Here is a 20617-nt window from a genome sequence, read left to right on the forward strand (position 1 = left end):
TTGAAAGCCTAGAACAATTAGAAATTATGTTAGCTGATTATGTTAATTGGTTCAATAATATTAGGATTCACTCAAAGTTAGGATACTTGAGCCCTAGAGAATATAAATTACATAACCTTAAAAAAACTGTCTAAATTAGTGTTGACAATCCATAATCTTCTAGTAAGATATAAGTCAAAACAATTCATTGAAATCTTGGAGGATGCAAAGCCACTTGAAGAATTTGATATAGATTTATTTTTTAAAATTATAGAGAAGATTACTGTGTTTAAGGAAGAGAAAATTATTGTAACCTTACTCGATAGTACAGAGATTGAATGTGAAATTGAATAGACCATTTATTTAGAGCCAGAAGTAGCGATTTAATTTGATTGCTTTTACTGGCTCAATTTTTATTTTTAAAAAGTAGTAAGTAATAATATTAATAACTACATTGACAGAATTATCAAACTAATATACACTTAGCTTAAAGAAATGAGGGATATTATGGAAAAAGAACTAGTTGCTGTATGTCCAAGATGCAAGGAAAAGCTAATGGCTACAAAACTTGAATGTGATAATTGTGAACTTGAGTTGAATGGAGATTTTCCACTAAGTAAGTTCGATTACTTGACTAATGATGAACTTGAATTTGTTGAATGCTTTCTGAAACAACAAGGAAATTTTAAGGCAGTTCAAAATGAAAAAGGTATGTCTTATCCAGCTGCTAAAAAGAAACTGGCAGATATTCTAGGTAAATTACAGTTAATTTCTAATATCCATAATGAAGAGCGTGAATTATCTGGACCAATTATAAAGGATATGCCAGTAAAGGATACTGATAGTCTAGTTGTCAGAAAAATAAAGGATAAGCTTAATGCTGCAGAAGGGCGAGCTACAATTACTCTTTTTAATGGTGATGGCTGTGATATAAGGTTTAACGAAAATGGTAAAGGACTTTTATCTCCTAAAATACCACCAGCTAATCAACTCATTTGGGAAGCCTTTGATGCAGCAGTTGAGGTTGTAATTAATAACGGTGGCAAAGCAAAGAAGGGAAATGCTCAATCTGGTGCTAGGCTAGGTAGTGAGAAATTAATGCTTAATTCAGTTGAAGGTTATATTGCACATAAGGTGCAAGGAGTTCAAGAGGGAGAGACAGCATTCGGTCCAGGCTTTGTAATATGTGCTATCCTTGATTGGGCAGAAATATGTAATAACGAACGTGGGTATCTATCGGTTAGAGCATCATTTTTATCGGAATTAGATAAAGAATAATATATAAGGATTGTGTTAAATAACAAATATGGGTTTAGATATTTGATGTTAAACTAGCTAGAAGGAGGTTAATTATATGCCTAAGAAAAAGTGTCCAGCTTGTGGGTCAACAGACACAGTAAAAATACTATATGGGGAACCCACTTATGAAGCTTATGAAGAATCTGAACATGGAAAGATTGTATTAGGTGGATGTTTAATATCAGATATTAGTCCAACCAGACACTGCAAAGCTTGTGGACAGGACTTTGGGGGTAAGGATCTAATCCCTTTATATGAATTGACAGCCTTTGAGTTCTATGTTGGTGGATATTTTGGCACATCTCATTTTGTTTATATTGATGGAAAACGAAAAAATAAATTAATAAGGTATGCTAAAACTCCTGGTGGACTGTATGCTGATTTGAAGCATCCCAAAAATGATATAAACTTTCATCCTGAAATATTATTAAAAGAAATACCTTTGTTACCTGATCAATGGATCGCTTTTATTGAAGAACTCATAGGCTTAGAAATAGGATGCTGGAGAGATGAATATTGTGACATTGGTGTATGTGATGGAACTCAGTGGGAGCTAGTGATTAAACTTCCAAATCGATATAAAATTAGTAAGAGTGGTAGTAACGATTATCCACCATATTGGAAAAGGTTTATAAAAATAATGAAGAAATACATAAATGAAGATATAGGGTAAGGAGGAGATTATTTTGGAAAAAGAACAGTTAGATAAGTTAGAAGATGTTCTCAATAAAATAAAACAGACCTGTGAGAAACTATTATTAGATAAAAAGCTTTTGACAAATGAACAGTTAGACCAAGGTCATAAGTTGTTTTCACAAAAATTTGGTCCTGATGTACTAAAAGGTTTAGATGGTGAAATTCTATTAAATATTATGTTGAATATAGGAAATAGAGATGGGTTAACGTATTGGTTGGAATTCAAAAACGATGATGAGTTTCGAGCAGCTGATTATGGAGGAATATCAGGAGGAAGTGCTTTTAAGTATGTAATGTTTAAAAGAAATATAGATGATAAGTGGGTAACCGGAAACCCACAGAATCCAAAGGTTCTATCATTAGATGAAGCTATTTCCTTAGCTAGAGAATTGAGAGATACTTTAGTATATGGTTCGGAAATAATTAAACAATTTTCAAATGCAGATATGGGTATTGACGAGTATAAAAAGCTCCAAGAAACCTTTGACGCTAATATGAAATACAATATGAATAGGTTAGGTTGGGTCCATAAATATTATCATATGATATATCCAGATGTCGTAGATGATTTTCATTCAGCTAAATGGCAAAGACATGGTTTAATTTGCTGTGGAATTACCCCAGTAAAAGAAGACAATTTATATGAAATGGCTGGTCATTTCAGAATAATGGCTAATAAATGTGAACTACCGATAAATTATGTAACTACTGCCATTAATGAAATGTATGGTTCTCCAGTTAACTATTTTAGAATTGGTACAGGGGATAATGGCAATAGCTATTGGCACGATATGAGATCTAACTCTTATGTTGCTATTGGTTGGTCGGAATTAGGCGATTTGAATTCATATAGCGAAAGTAATAATATGAAAAATGATATTCAAGAGCAACTTGTAAAGCTTTACAAATATGATAATAAGACAGCTAGTAGAAAAGCAGGAGAGATTATAAGATTCTTTAACGGTATTGAAATAGGAGATGTTGTAGTAGCGGTATTGGGAGAAAAGGTATTTGGAATAGGTCAAGTTTCAGGAAACTATGAGTATGTGGAAGAGAGACCTTATGCTCACTGTAAAAATGTTGATTGGATTAAAACCTTTAAAGAACCTATTCAGCTTCCAAAGCCTAGTGCAGGAAAGTTAACTTCATGTTTCCCATATAAAGATATCGAAAATATTATGGAAATTGAAAGACTAATGAACGAGGAAAATATTGAATCTGAAGAAAAGCCAGAAGTATCCCTAACTAGTTTGACAGGAGTTGTTGCTGAGATAGAAGCTGTTCTTGGCCGGAAAAAGCAAGTGATACTATACGGACCTCCAGGAACAGGTAAAACATATTTTGCAGAAAAAGCTTGTCGCGAACTTGCTTCTAGGAATATATTTAGAAAGTCATTCAATTCACTTTCTGAGGATGAAAAAAACACTATAGTAGGTAATGGTAGAACTAATGGTGTGGTTCGTATGTGTTGCTTCCATCCATCTTATGGGTACGAGGATTTTATAGAGGGTATTAAACCAAGAGTAATTAATAATCAAACTGTATTTGAACCTAAAGATGGTATCTTTAAGCAAATATGTTCAGATGCAAAAGAAGCACCTAATAAAAAATTCTACTTGATTATTGATGAGATTAATCGTGGTGATATTTCTCGTATATTTGGAGAACTAATAATGCTTATAGAAAGTGGCAAGAGAGGAAAACAGGTTATTCTTCCTTTATGCAATGAACCTTTTTCAGTACCTGAAAATGTTTATATGGTAGGAACAATGAATACAGCAGACCGCTCAATTGCACTTTTAGATGTTGCACTCCGTAGGCGCTTTGGATTTATAGAGCTAATGCCAGACTATGGTTTGCTTGAAGGGGTAGAATTTGATGGTTTACCACTAGCTGGTTGGCTTAAAGAATTAAATATAAGAATATGTGAACATATTGGTAAGGATGCCCGTAATCTACAAATAGGTCATTCATATTTACTAGAGAAAGAAAAAGCTATTGTTGATCAAGAGAAGTTTAAGCGAATTATAAAAGAAGATATTATCCCTCTTATAGAAGAATATTGTTATGGTGACTATGCCATGATTTCTAGAATATTAGGAGAGGGAATAGTTGATGTTAAGAATCAAACTATAAGGTTGGAACTTTTCAACACATCAGACATCTCTAATCTTATCACTGCATTATTATCTCCTTGTCCGACACTTAGATTAGGTACACAAAAAAGTGATGAAGATGACACTGAAGAAGAGATAGAGGCTGATGATAGCAGTAATGGGGATGAATCATAATGTGTGATGCAATTGAATTAAAGGAATGGGAAACTTTATTTTTAAGAGACGTAGAGCTATTTGACAATGATGCTCGGAATACCTCACAAATACTAAAAGATAAAGGAATTATAGAAATTATTGAGCTAAAGGATGGAATCTCTATCACAAGTAATTCTTATGTAGGCAGAATAAAGCTAGGAAGTATGCAAATAAATGTATATCCAAAGCTTAATGGAATGCCTTTATATCAGTTATTAAGATTTACATATGGTTTGAGAGAGCTAAAGTTACTTAATATTGCTGAACATTCCATAGATAATTTTTCATTCTTTGATTTACTTATTTATGAGTTATATGTTGAAGCTGAGGATTTGCTTCGAAGAGGAATTCAAAAAAGTTATATTCAAAGAGAAGAAGATTTATCATCACCACGAGGTAGAATTAATATAAATAAGCTTTGTGCTCAAGGAGGGCTGACTAAAGATAAGTTACCCTGTAATTACTTTAATAGAGATGAAAATAACATATTAAATAGAACTCTACTTGCAGGTTTGAAATTAGGCCTAAGACTAGTATTGGATGCTGAATTAAAAGTTAAACTACAAAGACTTTGCTCAAATATGGAGGGAGAAATTGAAGATATTACTTTAACGAGAGGAAACCTTCAACTTGCAAGAAATAGTATCAATAGATTAACAGGTAGATATGCTGCTGTACTTGAGATAATCAATATCTTATATGAATCACAAGGTATTCAATTAGAAAATAGCCCTAGCCACATTAATTTAAAGGGATACTTTTTTGATATGAATGTTTTCTTCGAAACACTTATAGGGAGGTTGTTTGCAAATTGTGCTGATGAATACACAGTAAAAGACCAATTTAGCTTACACGATATGTTTATATATACTCCAGGATTTAATCCATGTCGTAGAAAATCACCTACACCAAGACCAGATTTTGCACTTATGAAAGATGGAAAAGTAGTAAAATTGTTGGATGCTAAATATAGAGATTTATGGGATAAAGGTTTACCACGTGAGATGCTATATCAATTGGCAATATATGCAGTAAGTGGAATAGGAGATAAGACTGCTACAATACTGTATCCTTCAGTAAGTGATATACCATCGGTTCAAAAAATTGATGTTAAGGATCCTATTTCTAGTTCTAAAATAGCAAGTGTAATTTTAAAACCAATAAATTTAATAAAAGTTGCAGACTTGATTTCAAATAATATAAACGAGTTGGAAGAGTATATGGACGAAATTATTAGTTAAGGAGTCTAGCTATGAAAAACAAAAAAGATTTGTTTATAGGGTCTCTATTAGGTGGTGCCATCGGTGATGCCCTTGGATATACAGTTGAGTTTATGACATTGGATGAAATCAAATCTAAGTTTGGAGATAAGGGTATAACAGATTTAGAAATTGATAAAACAAAAGTGAAGGCACTTATATCAGACGATACACAGATGTCACTATTTACTGCAGATGGAATGATATGGGCTTATTTGCGCTGTAGTGAAAGGGGCATAGGTTCGTATGTAGGGAGTGGTATTTATCAATCGTATCTTCGCTGGTATTATACTCAGACAAATAAGATGCCCACAGATAATGATAAATTTTGGCTTGAATTCCAACCTCATGAAGAAAAAGATAGTATATTAAATTATAAGGACCTATTCTTTCAAAGAGCACCTGGAAATAGCTGCTTAACGGCACTTAAAAGTGGAAGAATGGGAACTATTGATGAGCCAATTAATAACAGTAAAGGCTGTGGAGGAATAATGCGTGTTGCTCCTGTGGGTTTGTTTCTAAATAGAAAACCAGTGGAAGCATTTAGGGTTGCTGCTGAGGTTGCTGCTATAACTCATGGCCATCCTACGGGATATCTAACAGCAGGAGTACTGGGTACGATAATTGCAGAATTAATAAATGGAGAAAATATTATAGATAGTACATTATCTGCAATTAATATACTTAAAGAATATAAGGACCATGGTGAAACCTTATATTCAATAGAAAAGGCGATAACACTTGCGGAAAGTGATCAGAATTACCAACAAGCAATTAGGAGTTTAGGCGAAGGGTGGATTGCGGAAGAAGCATTATCAGTTGCTTTATATTGTGCATTAAAGGGTTCTAATATTAAAAATGCCCTAATTATGTCCGTAAATCATGATGGGGATAGTGATTCAACTGGAGCAATTTGTGGGAATATACTTGGTGCGGCTTATGGTATCAATGCTTTACCAAAAGAATGGATTGATAAAATAGAATTAAAAGATCTATTAATTAGTATGGGAACTAAGTTATATGACTTGTCAGAACGAGCATTTAATTAAAGTTTAAAAGTAAAAGAGAATAAATCCTTGACAAATATCACTTTTAGAGTGATGAATGCTTGTCAAGGAGGTATGTTATAATGACAAAGGAACAAGAAGAGAAAATTAAGCAAATGAGGCATTTGGGTATAGGATATAAAAAAATAGCTAGCGAAATAGGATTGTCTAGAGATTCTGTAAGAGGATATTGTAGGAGAAATGGATTAGATGGGTTCGGGAAAGAACAAGCTCTAAAGTACAGACTATTAATGCAGGAAGAATTTCAATATATAATATGTCCACAATGTGGTGAACATATTAAACAGAATGCCAGGGGCAGAAAAAGAAAATATTGTTCCATGGAATGTAAAAGAGAATGGGACAAAACTCATCGTAAGGCATATGAGTTGAATTGTTCATATTGTGGCAGAGATTTTAAGTCATTGGGGATAAAGCACCTTAAGTATTGCTGTAAAGAATGCTATATTAAGGATAGATTTTGGAGAGAAGAAGATGCCAAAGAGGTCGCTGAAAAAATTCTACAATTTAAAAAGGTTAGTAGATTGCCTAAATGGCTTAAGGAGTTGCTACTTGGGGATGAAGAAGTGTAGGAAAATACGGGGGGTGTAGTTGAAGCTAATTGAAGCTAATTCATGCGCTAAATTCAAAAAAAGAGCAAAGGGGGTGCTGCAAAATTAGAAATAGGGGTATATTTTACTCTAGAATCCCCCTAATAATTAGAAGAAAAGGGGTAAATTTACTATTTTGAGTAATTCTATAAAAGGCTTGTCTATACGCATGTTGAAGCAGCAATTCTGATGACGTATTGTGGTTTGGATAAGGAATAATAGGGCTCGACCACAACATATAGTGGTTTGGGTACGAAATTCGGGTTAAAAATCGGTGAAAAAACACCATTTTTTGACCCTACTCCTAAATCAAATCCTCATTTAAAAATAGGGCATTTGACAGATGACATTGGATAATTGAGGATGTTTGAGAAGCAAATGGTTAATTTTGATTGATATATTGATAGAGGAATTATATACTGTATATAAGAATATTCAGAAAAGGAAGTGGTAAAGCATGACTACTGAAAAGGCTTTTTTCATTTTGTTTTTTATTATTACATTTTTATATTCCTTAAGAGTACAAATAGGCATATTTATAAACAGAAATAAGGTTAAGGAAACTCAGGGAACCATAACTTATATTGAATCCGCTATGTCCCCAGGATTGCCACATATAAATGCTAAATTAGCAACTTTTGAATATTTTGTCGATGGGAAAATATATACTTCTAAAAATAGTATTAAGATGCCATTGTCAGCAGAAGTTGGAGATGTTAAAGTGATAAATTACTTTATAGACAATCCAAGCATCTTATATAAAATAAATATGAATCACTTTTATATAGCTGCAACGGTTTCTGTAATATGTTTACTACTTGCAATTTTTGTATAAAATATAGAAAATAAAAGTCTAACCATAGGATATAAATATTTTAAAGAATATATTGATGAACATTTGTAGAATATTGTGGAACAGTGTAATAAGGAGGTAAAAGATTTATGTATCAATATAAATATGTAAAGGCCACTTTAGGGGGTCTTTTTACAGCAGCAAATCATCATGAAATTATTGATAAACATGCTAAAGAAGGTTGGAGATTAGTACAGGTTCTTCCTGTAGCGTATACTGGGCATGGTAAACCTACAGATTATGAGATTATCTTTGAGAAGAGGATGGATAATTAGGATAAAGGGGGTATCATTAGTACACACCATTTATATTGTGTGCAACTAATAAGAAATAATACTTAGACAAATTTAAAATGAAAATTATAGATGTATTAGAACATAAAAGATTCTAATACATCTATTTTTATATAATTCAAAACTAAATATAGATTGTAAGATGGCGAAGTTCAGGTCGAAAAAAGATCAAGTAACTTCACCATTTTTTTATGCCTAAAAATAGAAAAGAAAGACCAACTATAAAAAGTCAATACTAAAAAACGAAATTTTTTAGCATAAAATTTATATAAAGGTCGTATAAAAATGCATCACAAGTAGACCTGTGAAAACAAGCCTAAAGTAAAAATATGTTAATTGATACAGTTAATTAATCAGTTTTAGGAAGTCTCACTTCGTAAGCACAGTTATTTTTTAAAACAGCATGAATAGTGTAACAAAGTTTACGAGAGACAGCTCCAATGGCTGTTAAATGGTGCTTTCCTTCACTACGTTTTTTCTGATAAAAAGCTTTAAAAACTGGATCAGAATTAGATGCTACTAAAGCAGCACTAAAGAGAGCTTTTCTAAGATAAGGTGACCCACGTTTACTCATTTTGTTATTGGTGCTTTGATATTCGCCAGATTGTGAAACGGAAGCATCAATTCCAGCATAAGCAACAAGTTTTGAAGGATTACTAAACCTAGATATATCACCTATCTCTCCAAGAATTGTTGCTGCTGATACATTACCAATACCAGGTATTGTAGTAATAGGAGAATTGATTTCATCAAGTAAAGCATTAATTTGAGTTTCAATATCTTTGACCTGGTTTTCAATAAAGTTAATTTGTTCAATCAATAGTTTTAACTGTAAAGTAAAGCTATCTAAACAAAAGCTTACACCAAAAGAATGTTTAGATATTGCTGACAACTGATTGATTTTGTTAGTAGCAAATTTTTTTAATGTAATTTTAGATAAAACATCATTTAGTTGATTTGATGAAATATGATCAAAATCATCAGGTGTACTAAAATTAAGTAAAATTTCTTTTGATGTTTGACCAAAAATGTTAGAAAAAACGGATTGATATTCAGGAAAAACTTGATCTAAAACACAAATGGTCTTACGTTTAAGGTCACCTATAGAGCTAATAAGATAGTTTCTAAAACGAGAAAGGTTACGAAGTGACATAGTTTTTTCGTCTGCTAAGGAAGTCTCAAGAAAGTCACCATAACGTATAAGTTCAGCAATTAAAACTGAATCTATAATATCTGTTTTACGTTTTCTGATTTCAAGACCTTTACGCCAACCGTCAGTTTGGATAGGATTTACAACATGAATAACGAAGCCTTTTTCTACAAGAAATGAATAAATAGACAACCAATAATGACCAGTAGCTTCCATACCAATTTCAATATCACTGATAGACGATGTGAATTTATTTAGCTTAGAAATTAAACTTTCAGCACCATCAGTGGTATTAGAAAAAGAAAAAGCTTTAAATGCAATTTTGCCTTTTTCATCAATTAAAGAAGCTACATGATTGTTTTTCCCGATATCAATACCTAAATAAAACATAAATAATCACCTATTAAAAGAATTTTAGATAGTTCCTCTATTCTGATAAACGCTACCGCCTTGTTCTATATTCGAAGTACTAATCTAAGTTAGTCAACATCCAACTTATTCGTAATCAGTTTATCAGGCAGAGGTGTCAGTCTTTCAAGTACGAGATCTTATCTCAAGGGGTGAACGACAACACTCTATCTAATAACTTAATTATACACTTGGATGCATAATTTTTCAGCTAATAAAGGATTATGGGTTGCCTTTACTAACCTAAATACATTATACAAGGGGTTAGTAAATTATGAAGATTACACCAAGGATAGTTTTAGCTAATTTAGAAGAATATTTAGATTTATTTAATTTCAAATTATCTGAAGAAGCAAGAAAAACCTTAAATGAGGTTGAAGAATTTGCCTATAAGTGTGACAATCCATCAAATTATAATCTATTTTTTAGCAAAGCGATAAGAAATTCAAATTTTATACAAAAAGCAATTAAGGATTTTAATAAGAAACCAGATATAATAGTATTAAAATTAGAAAAAGATTATTTTAGATGCATAGACAAAATAGCAAAATATAATGATGATTCTTGTGGCTACTTGGAAGTGGATAATAGACAAAGAATTGATAAAGCATCCATAATTGATATTGCTCTAGAATATTGTGTAAAGGATAATAGGAACATATTAAAAATTGAAGATATATTTTTAGCAGCTATGGAAGACTATGAAAAAATTTTACGGGAAGATGATTCACATTGGGTAGATAAAAGGCTAAATAAATCAGATATAACATTTTCTCATGTATGTGGTTATTATGACGACAATCTAGAGATTAAATTTGAAGATATAAAAGAAGCAATATTTTATAATAATCAATATAATATAAGTATAAAAGCTGTATAGGTAAGGTATAACAATAAAAAAATGATACTTAGATCATATGATATTAGTAACTTCCAGCCATTGAGCATGTTCAGTTCAGACATTCAATGGCCTTTTATTTATATAATTACATCAGATTTATATATTCAAAATAAACATAAGTGAGATACTGTATAATCCTTACTTTGAAATTAAACATAAAAGATATAAAAGATAATTTTATTAATTAATGTAACAATAAAAACTTGCAATATAACATTATATATGTTATATATAAAATATGAGCGTTACATTAGGAGGTGAATGAAATAGTATTGAGAGTAAAACGATATTTGAAAGATAATATAGATGAACAAACAACAATAAAAAACTGGGATTATATGGATAAAATTCCTATATTTCTAAGAGACATTTATAAATTTTATACAATGAAAATCTTAGGGAATCAGTGCATTTTGCTTGAAATTATTGATGAAGTACCAGGGATTGATGCTATTAAGAAACATATAAATACAATCGAACAAATAACAAATGAACAAATCGTATTTTATTATAGGGAGATAACAAGATATCGAAGAAAAAGCTTAATTCAGAATAAGATTCCATTTGTTATAGAAGATGGTCAAATTTTTTTACCATTTTTAGGACTCCATCTAAAAAATATAGGGGATTCTTTAGAAAAACAAATAAGTACATTTACTCCATCCGCACAGATGGCTTATCTTTACTTTCTTTACAACAAAGAGACTGTAGTAAATACGACAGAGTTTTCAAAAGTTTTTGGATGGAATACAATGAAATCTTCTAGGGCTTTAAATGAACTATATAATGCTAAACTTCTTATTTATGAAATCGGAGGTAAGACGGGTAGAAGTAAGTATTATAGTAGAATTTCTGATCCAGATTATTTTCAAAAAGGTAAGGTCTTTCTTAATTCTCCTATAAAAAAAATAGTCTATGTAAAAAATGAACCTAAAAATTCATTGATTGCTGGGTTAGAAGCATTATCAGAACTATCTATGATAAATCCACCTCGACATAAAGTAAGAGCAATTCATATTGATAATTTAAATAAGAATAGTTTAGAAATTATAAGCAATAAAGATATTATTGAAGATAAAAAACTGGTAGAACTTCAAATATGGGAATATGATCCTAAGCTTTTTATGATGAAAGATATTATAGATACGGCTTCATTGTATGTATCTTTGAAAAAAGAAAATGATGAAAGGATAGAGCAGGCACTTGAAGAAGTCTTGCGAGAAAACAAATGGTATATGGATTAGAAAAATTCAAGGAATATTTGGGAGATTATACAAATCAATATGTTTTTATTGGGGGAACTGCTTGTGATATATTGATGAATGAATTAGGTGCTTCATTTAGGGCAACTAAAGACTTAGATATTGTATTAATTATAGAAGCATTAAACGATTCTTTTGGAAATAAATTTTGGAAGTTGATAGAGGATGGAGGATATCAATATCGAGAAAAAAGTACAGGAAAAGAACAATTCTATAGATTTAGTAAACCTATAAAATCTGGGTATCCAGTTATGATTGAGTTGTTTAGCCGTAAGCCGTATAATTTTGATTTACAATTTCAGACGGGTCTTACACCAATTCACATAGAAGATAGTATATTAAGCCTTTCTGCTATACTTCTAGATCGAATTTATTATGATGTCCTACTAAATTCTAAGAGAATAGTAGATGGATATTCAGTTATTGAGATAGAAACAGTAATTTTATTTAAAATTAAGGCGTGGCTTGATATGAAACAAAAATTAAAAAATGGTGAACATGTGGATTCAAGAAATATCAAAAAACATAAAAATGATGTATTTAGGCTTCTTGCTAATGTATTACCTTCCAGTAAAGTAGAAATAGATGAAAAAATAGAAGCGGATATTATGCTGTTTATTGAAATGATTAATCATGATAGACCTGATTTAAAAAACTTAGGAATTAAAGGAGTAGGTTTCGAAGAGATGATAGAATTGCTCGAAAATGTATATTTAAAAACATCGGAAGCGTTATAATATATTGAAATTATCTTAGAAATATATGCTGACACCAAGGGGATAATATGGACCTATGACATCTTTATTGACCTCTCAAGGCACGTTGAAGTCGTAACACGACTTGTGAAGGAGTGAAAGGACTGAAGAAGTCGATGTACGTCTCATGCCAGGAATGTCCAAGAACACGACCGTAGGGAGATGTGCTTGGGTACATTCTACGGCTGAAGCAGCAATTCTGATGACGTATTGTGGTTTTGATAAGAAATAATAGCGCTTACCCACAACATATAGTGGTTTGAAGACGAAAAGTGGGTCAAAAATCGGCTAAAAAACACTCTTTTCTGCCCCTTTAAAATAGGGCGTTTGACAGATGACATTAGATAATTGGGGATGTTTGAGGGATAAATGGTTAATTTTGGTTGATAAAATTGTGGGTAAGAATGGACCTGTGTGTCCATCCGGTTTCATATGATACACCATTTACAATAGGCATCGCAGTGGTTCTAGCATATATCATGGTTGTGTGTAGGGGCAGATCCATGTGTCTGCCCTCCAATAATACGACACATTCTTTACATTAAGCGTCGTATCGGTAGTATTAAATGTGGCAAAAAAATAAAATTTAAAACGATGTTTAGTCTATTTATGAGTAGAGATGTAAAAAAATTTTTAATAGGGAGGTAAAGCAAATTGAAGAAGAGTATTATTGTTGCAACAATCTTTATTGTATTAATATTAGGTGGATATTATATTTATAATAATATGTTTCCAGTTGCTGAACCAATACAATATCCCACAATTGAAGATATAATTTCAATAGATGTTATAACTGATGATAATAAAGAAAACAAAATACTTGGTACTGACTTTGCAAGTCTAGTTACATACATTAGTAATTCAAAACCAACTAGAATTATGAGTACCAATGAATCTCCGACAATTACACCATACTACAAAATTGAAATTTCTACCGAAGGAAAAACATACAATTATTATGTTTATGAAGATGATAAAAAAGTGTATATCGAACGTCCTTATGAAGGAATATATACTATAGATAGTCAAGTTGTTAAGATTATATCTAGATGATTTTAGATATATAGGAACTATATTTAAAATTTTCATTGTGGGATATGAAAAAATATCAACAACAACATATTCTTAATATTATCTCTATCTAAGAAGTAGGAAATATATAAATATTTTTTCTATAAATTAAATTAAAAACTAAATAAAAAATGGCGAAGTTTTAGGTCAACCAAGACCATATAAACTTCGCCATTTTTTTATGTCCAAAAACAGAAAGAAGGGATTGAGAACAATGTCAAAATTATTTATGTATGGAACATCCTTGGAAGGAATAGAGCAAGAGTCGTAGAATGTATCCAATTACTTCTCCCTACGGTCGAGTTCTTGGACATTCCTGACATGAGCCCTACCCCTATTTATTACATAAATAGGGGTAGGGCTTCAATGCTTATGGTTCCAAATTTCCAACCAAGAAGAAGTCGTATAGTCATCAATAATTATTTTAACTGCCAAGGGTGTGTAAAGAATTATAACTGCAAGGATATTAATACCAACAAGGTTTGGAATAAATGTGGATACATTCATGCAGATTTGAAAGTTAATGTGGATAGGTTTAGATATAAAGCTCTAGTAAGGGAATGTTTTGGAAAAGTAAATAACTACTCTTTTAAAGTAAGATTGAAAGCTTAGCAAATAATTTTAATTAACTGAGTATACTATTAGTAGTAAACTTGAAAAAGAAAAAATGTTAATGACTTAGAATTAGATGAAGTAGCCAAAATATTTTATATATACATATTTGAGTCTTTGAGGAACTGGCAACTAACTCTCAAAAAAGCAATGTCAGCTTTAGAGATTTTCTATACTTATATTGAGTATGAAAATATTCAGATTTACATGATAGTCAAATTATGATATAATAAACATATATCAATAAGGTGGAAAGAGGTGCTAACATGGAATTAAATATTAGACCATCAGCAGATCTAAGAAATAAATATAATGAAATATCAAAACAGTGCAGGGAAACTAGAGAGGCTGTTATTATTACTGTAAATGGTCGTGGCGATACAGCTGTTCTTGGATTACAGGATTACAAGCAAATGAAAGCGGAATTAGAATTGCTTCGAACTCTTGCAGAAGCGGAAGATGATGTCAAAAATGGAAGAGTGGGTTCCATGCAAGAATCTTTAGATAGACTTCGTGAATCTTTGGTAAATAGGAAGAATGAAAATGTATAAGATTATGAGAACAGACAAAGCAGAAGATCAACTGAGAGATATAATCTATTATATTGCAGATGATTCAGGTAGTGTTGATACTGCTCTCAAATATTTGGATAAAATAGAAGAATCCATTAATCGTTTAAAAGAGTTTCCTAACTCAAGAAGCATACCTAGATATTCGATTTTGAAAAAACAAGGGTATAGAGTAGTCATTTTAGAGAAACACCTTATATTTTACAAAGTAAATGAAGAAAAGAAAACAGTTATTATATATGCTATAGTTGATGGAAGAAGAGAATATCAAAATTTAATATAGTTAGATTACAATAATCCTAAGCCCTATAGCAGCTAACTTTAGGGCTTTTTCCATATTCATTATAATTTAATTTTTAAGGGAGATGAATTTTTTGATGATTGGACTTTCAAAAAAGAAAGCATAATAAATAAGAAATATACCTACCACCAAGGGAGCAATGTCATATTACAACATCATTATTGTCCCCTCAAGGCATGTGGAATCTGTTTGTTTATTGAAAAAGGAGTAATTGCTATTTTTTATGTTAAAATAACTAATCCTGTTTAGTTTTAAAACTAAACAGGATTAGTTATTTTTGTAGTTTTTTATAGAAACTTTATTGCTCCAACAAGATGTTCCAGACTAAATTGATTTCAAAATTGAAAAAACCAATTTTGCAAAGCTTGCTTGACATTGAATGCAAAGTACACTATACTTAAAATGCAAAGCAAACTATACATAAAGGAGTGTGAGGGTTGAAGACAAGAATACGAGAATTAAGAGAAAAAAATAAAATTACTCAGGAAGAACTTGCTTTGGCAGTAGGAGTAACCCGTCAGACAATTACCTCTATAGAAGGTGAAAAGTACACAGCATCTTTAGTTTTAGCTTATAAGATTGCAAGGTATTTCAATATGACTATTGAAGAGATTTTTGATTTTTCAGAAGTGGGGGAGATATAGAATGGATAAATTTAGAACAAAGATTCGTAACAGAGTACTATTTTTAATAATATTATTTATTAGCTTAATAGCTATTTACCTGATTTTACTCTTAAACCAAGACAGTTTACCAAAAACATCTGGAAGAATTATGAGCTTTCACGCAGGGATTCTTAGTGGATTTGGGGTTTTATTGCTCTTAGATGTATTTAAATATTTAAGAGCTATGAAAGATGAAAAAGAACTTAAGAAATTGTATATTAAGGAAAATGACGAACGTACAATTATGATAATGCAAAAAACAGGTGCAATTGGATTAAACATGTGTATTATAGGTTTGGGGTGTGGTGCAATAATAGCGGGATTTTTCAATGAAGTTGTATTCCTTACATTAATGGGGGCTATTTTGTTTATCTCATTAGTTAAAGGATTGTTTAAAATTTATTATCATATAAATATATAGAAAAGAGGGTGTCAGATGAGAAATAATAAGATGAATAGGTACATAATATATGGGTAAGATAAATGAGACGGATGTTGAATATATACCAGAAGAAGAATATCTTTGCATAGAGGAGATTAAATTAAATGGTGAATTTATTAATCAAGATAGTTTATTGAGAGAATTGGATATAGATAAAGATGAAATATAATATAGAATATGATAAAAGATGTCTAAAGTATCTAAAGAAGCTTGATAAAAGTACTTAACTAAGAATAATTAAGGCGATAAATGAATTACAATTTGAAGATGTGAAAAGGTTACAAGGTGGTAGTAACAACTATAGACTACGAGTTGGTGATTTTAGGATTATATTTAGCAAAGATGATGAAAAATTAATTATATCAGTAATTGAAATAGGACCACGTGAAGATATTTATAATAGGAGTTAGATTAAAGTCAGTTGGAACAAGGAGCCTATTATACAGCTAAACACAGTTAACATTAATTAAGAAAGTAAATAAACTATTGACAATGAGCATAATATATGATAAAAATATATAGTAAAAATAAGTTAATATATAAATTCTATGAAGAGAAAGAGTATGCTAGTCTATTGTTCCACAGAGAGTTGGCATTATGCTGAAAGCCAATGTTCAAAGATTAGTTGAAAATCATCTCGGAGAAGCAGAGCTGAAATATAATTTAGTAAGCAATGCAGGTAGTCCACCGTTATAAGGAACACGTATTATAATGTACGTTAGTGAGTGTTATAAATTAATTTTTTGTTTTTTAATTTATAAAACTAGGGTGGTAACGCGAGTATAACTCGTCCCTTTTTGGGGACGGGTTTTTTTATTTTCAAAAATAATCAATAAAGGAGGCGCATTATGGAAAGTGATATTGGTATTATAAACTGTACTCATATAATGAAAAAGACAAATTGGAGGTTTACAAAATGGAAAAAATGGACAGTAGGAAGTTATTATTTGTAAGTTTAATGATATTTTCAATGTTTTTTGGTGCAGGGAATTTAATATTTCCACCTCTATTAGGACAATTATCAGGAACAAATATGCTGACATCAATGGGAGGTTTTTTAATTTCAGCTGTTGGTCTTCCAATACTTGCAATTGTTGTAGTTGCCAAGGCTGGTGGACTTCATATACTGGCAAGTCGTGTGCATCCAAAGTTTGCCTTTGCTTTTACAGTTTTGATTTATTTATCGATAGGGCCTTTTCTAGGTATACCAAGAGCAGCAAGCTTAGCCTTTGAAATGGGGATTTCGCCATTTTTATCAAATACAGTAGGTGAAAGTAGTTTGCCATTATTTATATATACCTTAGTTTATTTTGGGATAGCCTATTGGTTATGTATGTCACCATCAAAACTCGTAGATAGATTTGGAAAAGTTTTAACACCTACGCTACTAGTTTTGATAGCAAGTATATTTGTATCTAGTTTATTTAAACCGATAGGTGTATTTGTAGCACCTATTGGTGATTATGCAGAGTTTCCTTTACTTAAAGGGTTTTTAGAGGGATATATGACAATGGATGCTATAGCAGCACTTAATTTTGGTATTGTAATCTCTATTGCTTTAAAGGAAATGGGAGTAACAGAAGAAAAAAAACTTGTATCAAATACAATAAAGGCAGGAGCGTTAGCAGGATTTTTATTAGCGATTATATATGTAATGCTTGCATATTTAGGAGCTACTTCACAGGCGAGGTTTGGAGCAACTGAGAATGGAGCTCAAACACTTACAAATGTTGTATTTTACTTATTTGGGAAAAAAGGGTCAGTTTTACTTGGGGTAATATTCTCACTTGCTTGTTTGACAACATCAGTAGGACTTCTAACTTCTTGCAGCAAATACTTTGAGAAGTTGATACCGAAAGTTTCATATAGAACCTTGGTTACAATACTCTGTGTATCAAGCATGATATTTGCAAATGTAGGACTGACACAAATACTTAAATTTTCAGTTCCAGCATTGACAGCTATATATCCAATGGCAATTGTTCTTATGGTACTTGCACTTTTAAATAACTTTTTCAAGGGAAATTCTTATGTGTATTTATTTACTATGTTATGTACTTCCTTTGTCAGCATCCTAGAGGCCTTAGGACAATTTGGACTAAAAATTAATATCTTTAACGGTCTACCATTTTATTCAAAGGGACTTGGTTGGATTATCCCAGCAGTCGTTGGTGCAATAGTAGGATTTATTTACGGAAATCTAAGGAATAAAGGGTTTGAGCAAAAATATATGATGGAATCTGAATAAATATTAGTATCCTTTTCTAATACCAACACATGTTGAGATGATTTGATTGCTAGAGAAGGAATGGTATTACTTCATTTTTAAAAAAAAGACTTCAAAATGCAAAAATTCTGATATGTTCCCCTTATAGTATACAGTGGTATAGATGTCAAGAAAGTAAAGCCAGGGAAGGCCTGAAAATACTAGGCTTTATAAAATAAAGCAAATTTGTCCATTCGACTTCAGCCCTCGATATGTGTTTGTGGGAACATATGGAGGGTACTTTTTTGTGGTAAAAGGTGAGCCTAAAATTGGGTAGGGTTGAGTTAATAGATTAGATAAATTTGTAGGGTTGAGGAGACAGGATGGATGTAATATTCTGAGTTTGTTTCAATGATATATAATATTACACAATACAACATAAAACTACTAATATAATGGATATTCAATTTTTGTTATGATATAATTACATAGTGCAATTCTAAAAAAGTATGTTTTTGTAATTGTAATAAAGCGAGGTGGCGGTTTTGCCTGAAACAATACATAGCGACAGATGGATATCTCTACAAGAGGTCTACGTTTATCTTGGCGTGAAACTCCACACTATTATGCGATGGATTGAGCAGTGCGGTATGCCTACATCCAAGGTCGAAAAGCTCTGGCGTTTCAAAATCACTGATATCGACGAATGGGTAAAAAAAGGTGGAGCCTCCGACGAGCGGGAGGTTATAAAATGAACAGACTAAAGACTCTGAATGCCCGCAGGCTTTCCGTTGCCGGATTTTCTTTTCTTTTTGCCTATATTCTGTCCTTCCAGTTTGAGGGACAAGTCCTATATAGCGTGCTGGATTTGCGTGGAACAGATGCATCCGGTTACATACTAGCTGCGATTATTACACATTTTACAGGACTTTTCACCTGCGGCCTGTTTGTCAGGTCGCAGGTGGCCACCAAAAGCATTATGCTCTGCGGCATGTGCTTATGTTTGCTTGCCACTGTACCCTTCTTTTTTACCCCCTCAGTTTTATGGGCAACAGGTTTGATCATAGGCGGGTATGCTAGCGGCTGCACGGTGGCAGCGTGGGGATATTTCCTCAGGGTCTTTACGCCCAAGAACGAGCGCATTAAATCCTGTGCCGACGTTCTGATTTATTCCAATCTATTGATGATTGCGGTCAACGTGGTTGCCATGAATCGGTCGCCGTTTATCGGGCTTGGTCTCTCTATGCTTTGTCTTGTGATCGGTACGGTTTTTATTTGGCTGTCACCGGTAGAGTTAGAGAACGAGCAGAACAAGATATTGAAAAATAAGACGCGCTACGGCATTAAAAATCCACTGCTGCTGTTGTGCCTTTTTGTTTTTATCATCACGATTAATTCCGGCCTGATGTACGAGGTGATAAACCCCGCTTTTGAGCACCTGACAGGGCTGGTGAGTTGGTATTGGGCCGTGCCTTATATCTTGGCGCTCGCTATTATGCGCAACCTGCCCATGAAGGCGAAGCGTTCCAGAATTTTGTATGTCGGCATGGCAATGATTATGGGGGCATTCATCAGCTTTATGCTACTAGGACGAAACGCTTTTGATTATCTTATTGTAGATACGCTGATGCTTGGAGCCTGCGGTATTTTTGATTTGTTTTGGTGGAGCATCCTCGGAGAAATGCTGGATTACACCGATAACCTGGCACTGACGTTTGGCATCGGGCTTTCTGCTAATGTGTTTGGTGTCCTTTGCGGAGGCGTCCTGGGAATGGTTGTGACATCCATTGGACTTCCTGGCGCGGAGGTGGCGGTTATAGCCCTCACGGTTGTATGCGTTACATTGGTTATGCTACCATCACTCAACCGTCAGCTTGTTCTGCTTCTGAAAAGCCACGCCTACCTTGCAGCCTATGACAATATGAGC

Annotated in this window: 25 protein-coding genes and 1 other annotated feature; of the genes, 24 read left to right on the forward strand and 1 reads right to left on the reverse strand. The window is 32.3% G+C overall.

Going from position 1 to position 20617, the window contains the following annotated elements:
* The 10 genes from ABV008_RS01325 to ABV008_RS01370 all read left to right on the forward strand — a co-directional run.
* Positions 1 to 134, forward strand: a 134-nt coding sequence (locus tag ABV008_RS01325; RefSeq protein WP_352418040.1) for an IS3 family transposase, incomplete at its 5' end; no start/stop codon positions are given.
* A 7-nt stretch (positions 135 to 141) separates the two neighbouring features.
* Positions 142 to 333: a hypothetical protein gene (locus tag ABV008_RS01330; protein ID WP_352418017.1), complete on the forward strand. Its 192-nt coding sequence runs from the start codon at positions 142 to 144 to the stop codon at positions 331 to 333.
* Between the two features lie 153 nt (positions 334 to 486).
* Positions 487 to 1257: a DUF2089 family protein gene (locus ABV008_RS01335; protein ID WP_352418018.1), complete on the forward strand. Its 771-nt coding sequence runs from the start codon at positions 487 to 489 to the stop codon at positions 1255 to 1257.
* Positions 1258 to 1333: 76 nt separating this feature from the next.
* Positions 1334 to 1951, forward strand: a complete 618-nt coding sequence (locus ABV008_RS01340) for a hypothetical protein (RefSeq protein ID WP_352418019.1) — start codon at positions 1334 to 1336, stop codon at positions 1949 to 1951.
* A 13-nt stretch (positions 1952 to 1964) separates the two neighbouring features.
* A complete protein-coding gene (locus tag ABV008_RS01345) occupies positions 1965 to 4265 on the forward strand; it encodes a DUF8426 domain-containing protein (protein WP_352418020.1) in 2301 nt (766 codons plus the stop codon).
* A complete protein-coding gene (locus tag ABV008_RS01350; protein WP_352418021.1) occupies positions 4265 to 5527 on the forward strand; it encodes an McrC family protein in 1263 nt (420 codons plus the stop codon). The genes ABV008_RS01345 and ABV008_RS01350 overlap by 1 nt, the downstream gene beginning before the upstream one ends.
* Positions 5528 to 5538: 11 nt before the next feature.
* Complete coding sequence (locus ABV008_RS01355) at positions 5539 to 6594, forward strand: ADP-ribosylglycohydrolase family protein (RefSeq protein ID WP_352418022.1); 1056 nt, start codon at positions 5539 to 5541, stop codon at positions 6592 to 6594.
* A gap of 80 nt (positions 6595 to 6674) precedes the next feature.
* A complete protein-coding gene (locus ABV008_RS01360; protein WP_352418023.1) occupies positions 6675 to 7184 on the forward strand; it encodes an RNA polymerase subunit sigma-24 in 510 nt (169 codons plus the stop codon).
* 475 nt (positions 7185 to 7659) lie between these two features.
* Complete coding sequence (locus ABV008_RS01365) at positions 7660 to 8037, forward strand: hypothetical protein (protein WP_352418024.1); 378 nt, start codon at positions 7660 to 7662, stop codon at positions 8035 to 8037.
* Positions 8038 to 8144: 107 nt separating this feature from the next.
* Positions 8145 to 8330 carry a DUF4177 domain-containing protein gene (locus tag ABV008_RS01370; RefSeq protein WP_352418025.1) on the forward strand — a complete coding sequence of 62 codons (186 nt, stop codon included), beginning with the start codon at positions 8145 to 8147 and terminating at the stop codon, positions 8328 to 8330.
* 367 nt (positions 8331 to 8697) lie between these two features.
* On the opposite strand, the gene ABV008_RS01375 is transcribed toward ABV008_RS01370, so the two are convergent.
* Positions 8698 to 9888, reverse strand: coding sequence for an IS110 family RNA-guided transposase (locus ABV008_RS01375; RefSeq protein WP_352418026.1), 1191 nt, complete (start codon positions 9886 to 9888; stop codon positions 8698 to 8700).
* A 292-nt stretch (positions 9889 to 10180) separates the two neighbouring features.
* Here ABV008_RS01375 and ABV008_RS01380 point away from each other — a divergent pair, with 292 nt between their 5' ends.
* The 14 genes from ABV008_RS01380 to ABV008_RS01445 form a co-directional block, all read left to right on the forward strand.
* A complete protein-coding gene (locus tag ABV008_RS01380) occupies positions 10181 to 10786 on the forward strand; it encodes a hypothetical protein (protein ID WP_352418027.1) in 606 nt (201 codons plus the stop codon).
* A gap of 293 nt (positions 10787 to 11079) precedes the next feature.
* Positions 11080 to 12051: a hypothetical protein gene (locus tag ABV008_RS01385; protein WP_352418028.1), complete on the forward strand. Its 972-nt coding sequence runs from the start codon at positions 11080 to 11082 to the stop codon at positions 12049 to 12051.
* Positions 12036 to 12806 (forward strand): hypothetical protein, encoded by a 771-nt coding sequence (locus ABV008_RS01390; protein ID WP_352418029.1) that lies wholly within the window; start codon positions 12036 to 12038, stop codon positions 12804 to 12806. The genes ABV008_RS01385 and ABV008_RS01390 overlap by 16 nt, the downstream gene beginning before the upstream one ends.
* A gap of 672 nt (positions 12807 to 13478) precedes the next feature.
* Positions 13479 to 13877 carry a DUF5301 domain-containing protein gene (locus ABV008_RS01395; RefSeq protein WP_352418030.1) on the forward strand — a complete coding sequence of 133 codons (399 nt, stop codon included), beginning with the start codon at positions 13479 to 13481 and terminating at the stop codon, positions 13875 to 13877.
* A gap of 384 nt (positions 13878 to 14261) precedes the next feature.
* Positions 14262 to 14507 (forward strand): hypothetical protein, encoded by a 246-nt coding sequence (locus tag ABV008_RS01400; RefSeq protein ID WP_352418031.1) that lies wholly within the window; start codon positions 14262 to 14264, stop codon positions 14505 to 14507.
* 248 nt (positions 14508 to 14755) lie between these two features.
* A complete protein-coding gene (locus tag ABV008_RS01405; RefSeq protein WP_502929731.1) occupies positions 14756 to 15058 on the forward strand; it encodes a type II toxin-antitoxin system Phd/YefM family antitoxin in 303 nt (100 codons plus the stop codon).
* Positions 15051 to 15359 carry a type II toxin-antitoxin system RelE/ParE family toxin gene (locus ABV008_RS01410; RefSeq protein WP_352418032.1) on the forward strand — a complete coding sequence of 103 codons (309 nt, stop codon included), beginning with the start codon at positions 15051 to 15053 and terminating at the stop codon, positions 15357 to 15359. The genes ABV008_RS01405 and ABV008_RS01410 overlap by 8 nt, the downstream gene beginning before the upstream one ends.
* A 455-nt stretch (positions 15360 to 15814) precedes the next feature.
* Entirely contained in the window at positions 15815 to 16021 is a 207-nt protein-coding gene (locus tag ABV008_RS01415; protein WP_352418033.1) for a helix-turn-helix transcriptional regulator, read from the forward strand.
* 1 nt (position 16022) lies between these two features.
* Positions 16023 to 16463: a hypothetical protein gene (locus ABV008_RS01420; protein ID WP_352418034.1), complete on the forward strand. Its 441-nt coding sequence runs from the start codon at positions 16023 to 16025 to the stop codon at positions 16461 to 16463.
* Between the two features lie 49 nt (positions 16464 to 16512).
* Positions 16513 to 16653, forward strand: coding sequence for a hypothetical protein (locus ABV008_RS01425; RefSeq protein ID WP_352418035.1), 141 nt, complete (start codon positions 16513 to 16515; stop codon positions 16651 to 16653).
* A 100-nt stretch (positions 16654 to 16753) separates the two neighbouring features.
* Positions 16754 to 16894, forward strand: a complete 141-nt coding sequence (locus tag ABV008_RS01430) for a type II toxin-antitoxin system RelE family toxin (protein WP_352418036.1) — start codon at positions 16754 to 16756, stop codon at positions 16892 to 16894.
* A gap of 129 nt (positions 16895 to 17023) precedes the next feature.
* Positions 17024 to 17282: a binding site (T-box leader), on the forward strand.
* A gap of 118 nt (positions 17283 to 17400) precedes the next feature.
* Positions 17401 to 18732, forward strand: coding sequence for a branched-chain amino acid transport system II carrier protein (gene brnQ / locus ABV008_RS01435; RefSeq protein WP_352418037.1), 1332 nt, complete (start codon positions 17401 to 17403; stop codon positions 18730 to 18732).
* Between the two features lie 494 nt (positions 18733 to 19226).
* Complete coding sequence (locus ABV008_RS01440) at positions 19227 to 19445, forward strand: helix-turn-helix domain-containing protein (protein ID WP_352418038.1); 219 nt, start codon at positions 19227 to 19229, stop codon at positions 19443 to 19445.
* Positions 19442 to 20617: MFS transporter (locus tag ABV008_RS01445; RefSeq protein ID WP_352418039.1), on the forward strand; the 1176-nt coding region annotated here is incomplete at its 3' end. The genes ABV008_RS01440 and ABV008_RS01445, both read left to right, overlap by 4 nt.

Source organism: Proteiniborus sp., assembly GCF_040308045.1.
Lineage (GTDB): Bacteria > Bacillota > Clostridia > Tissierellales > Proteiniboraceae > Proteiniborus.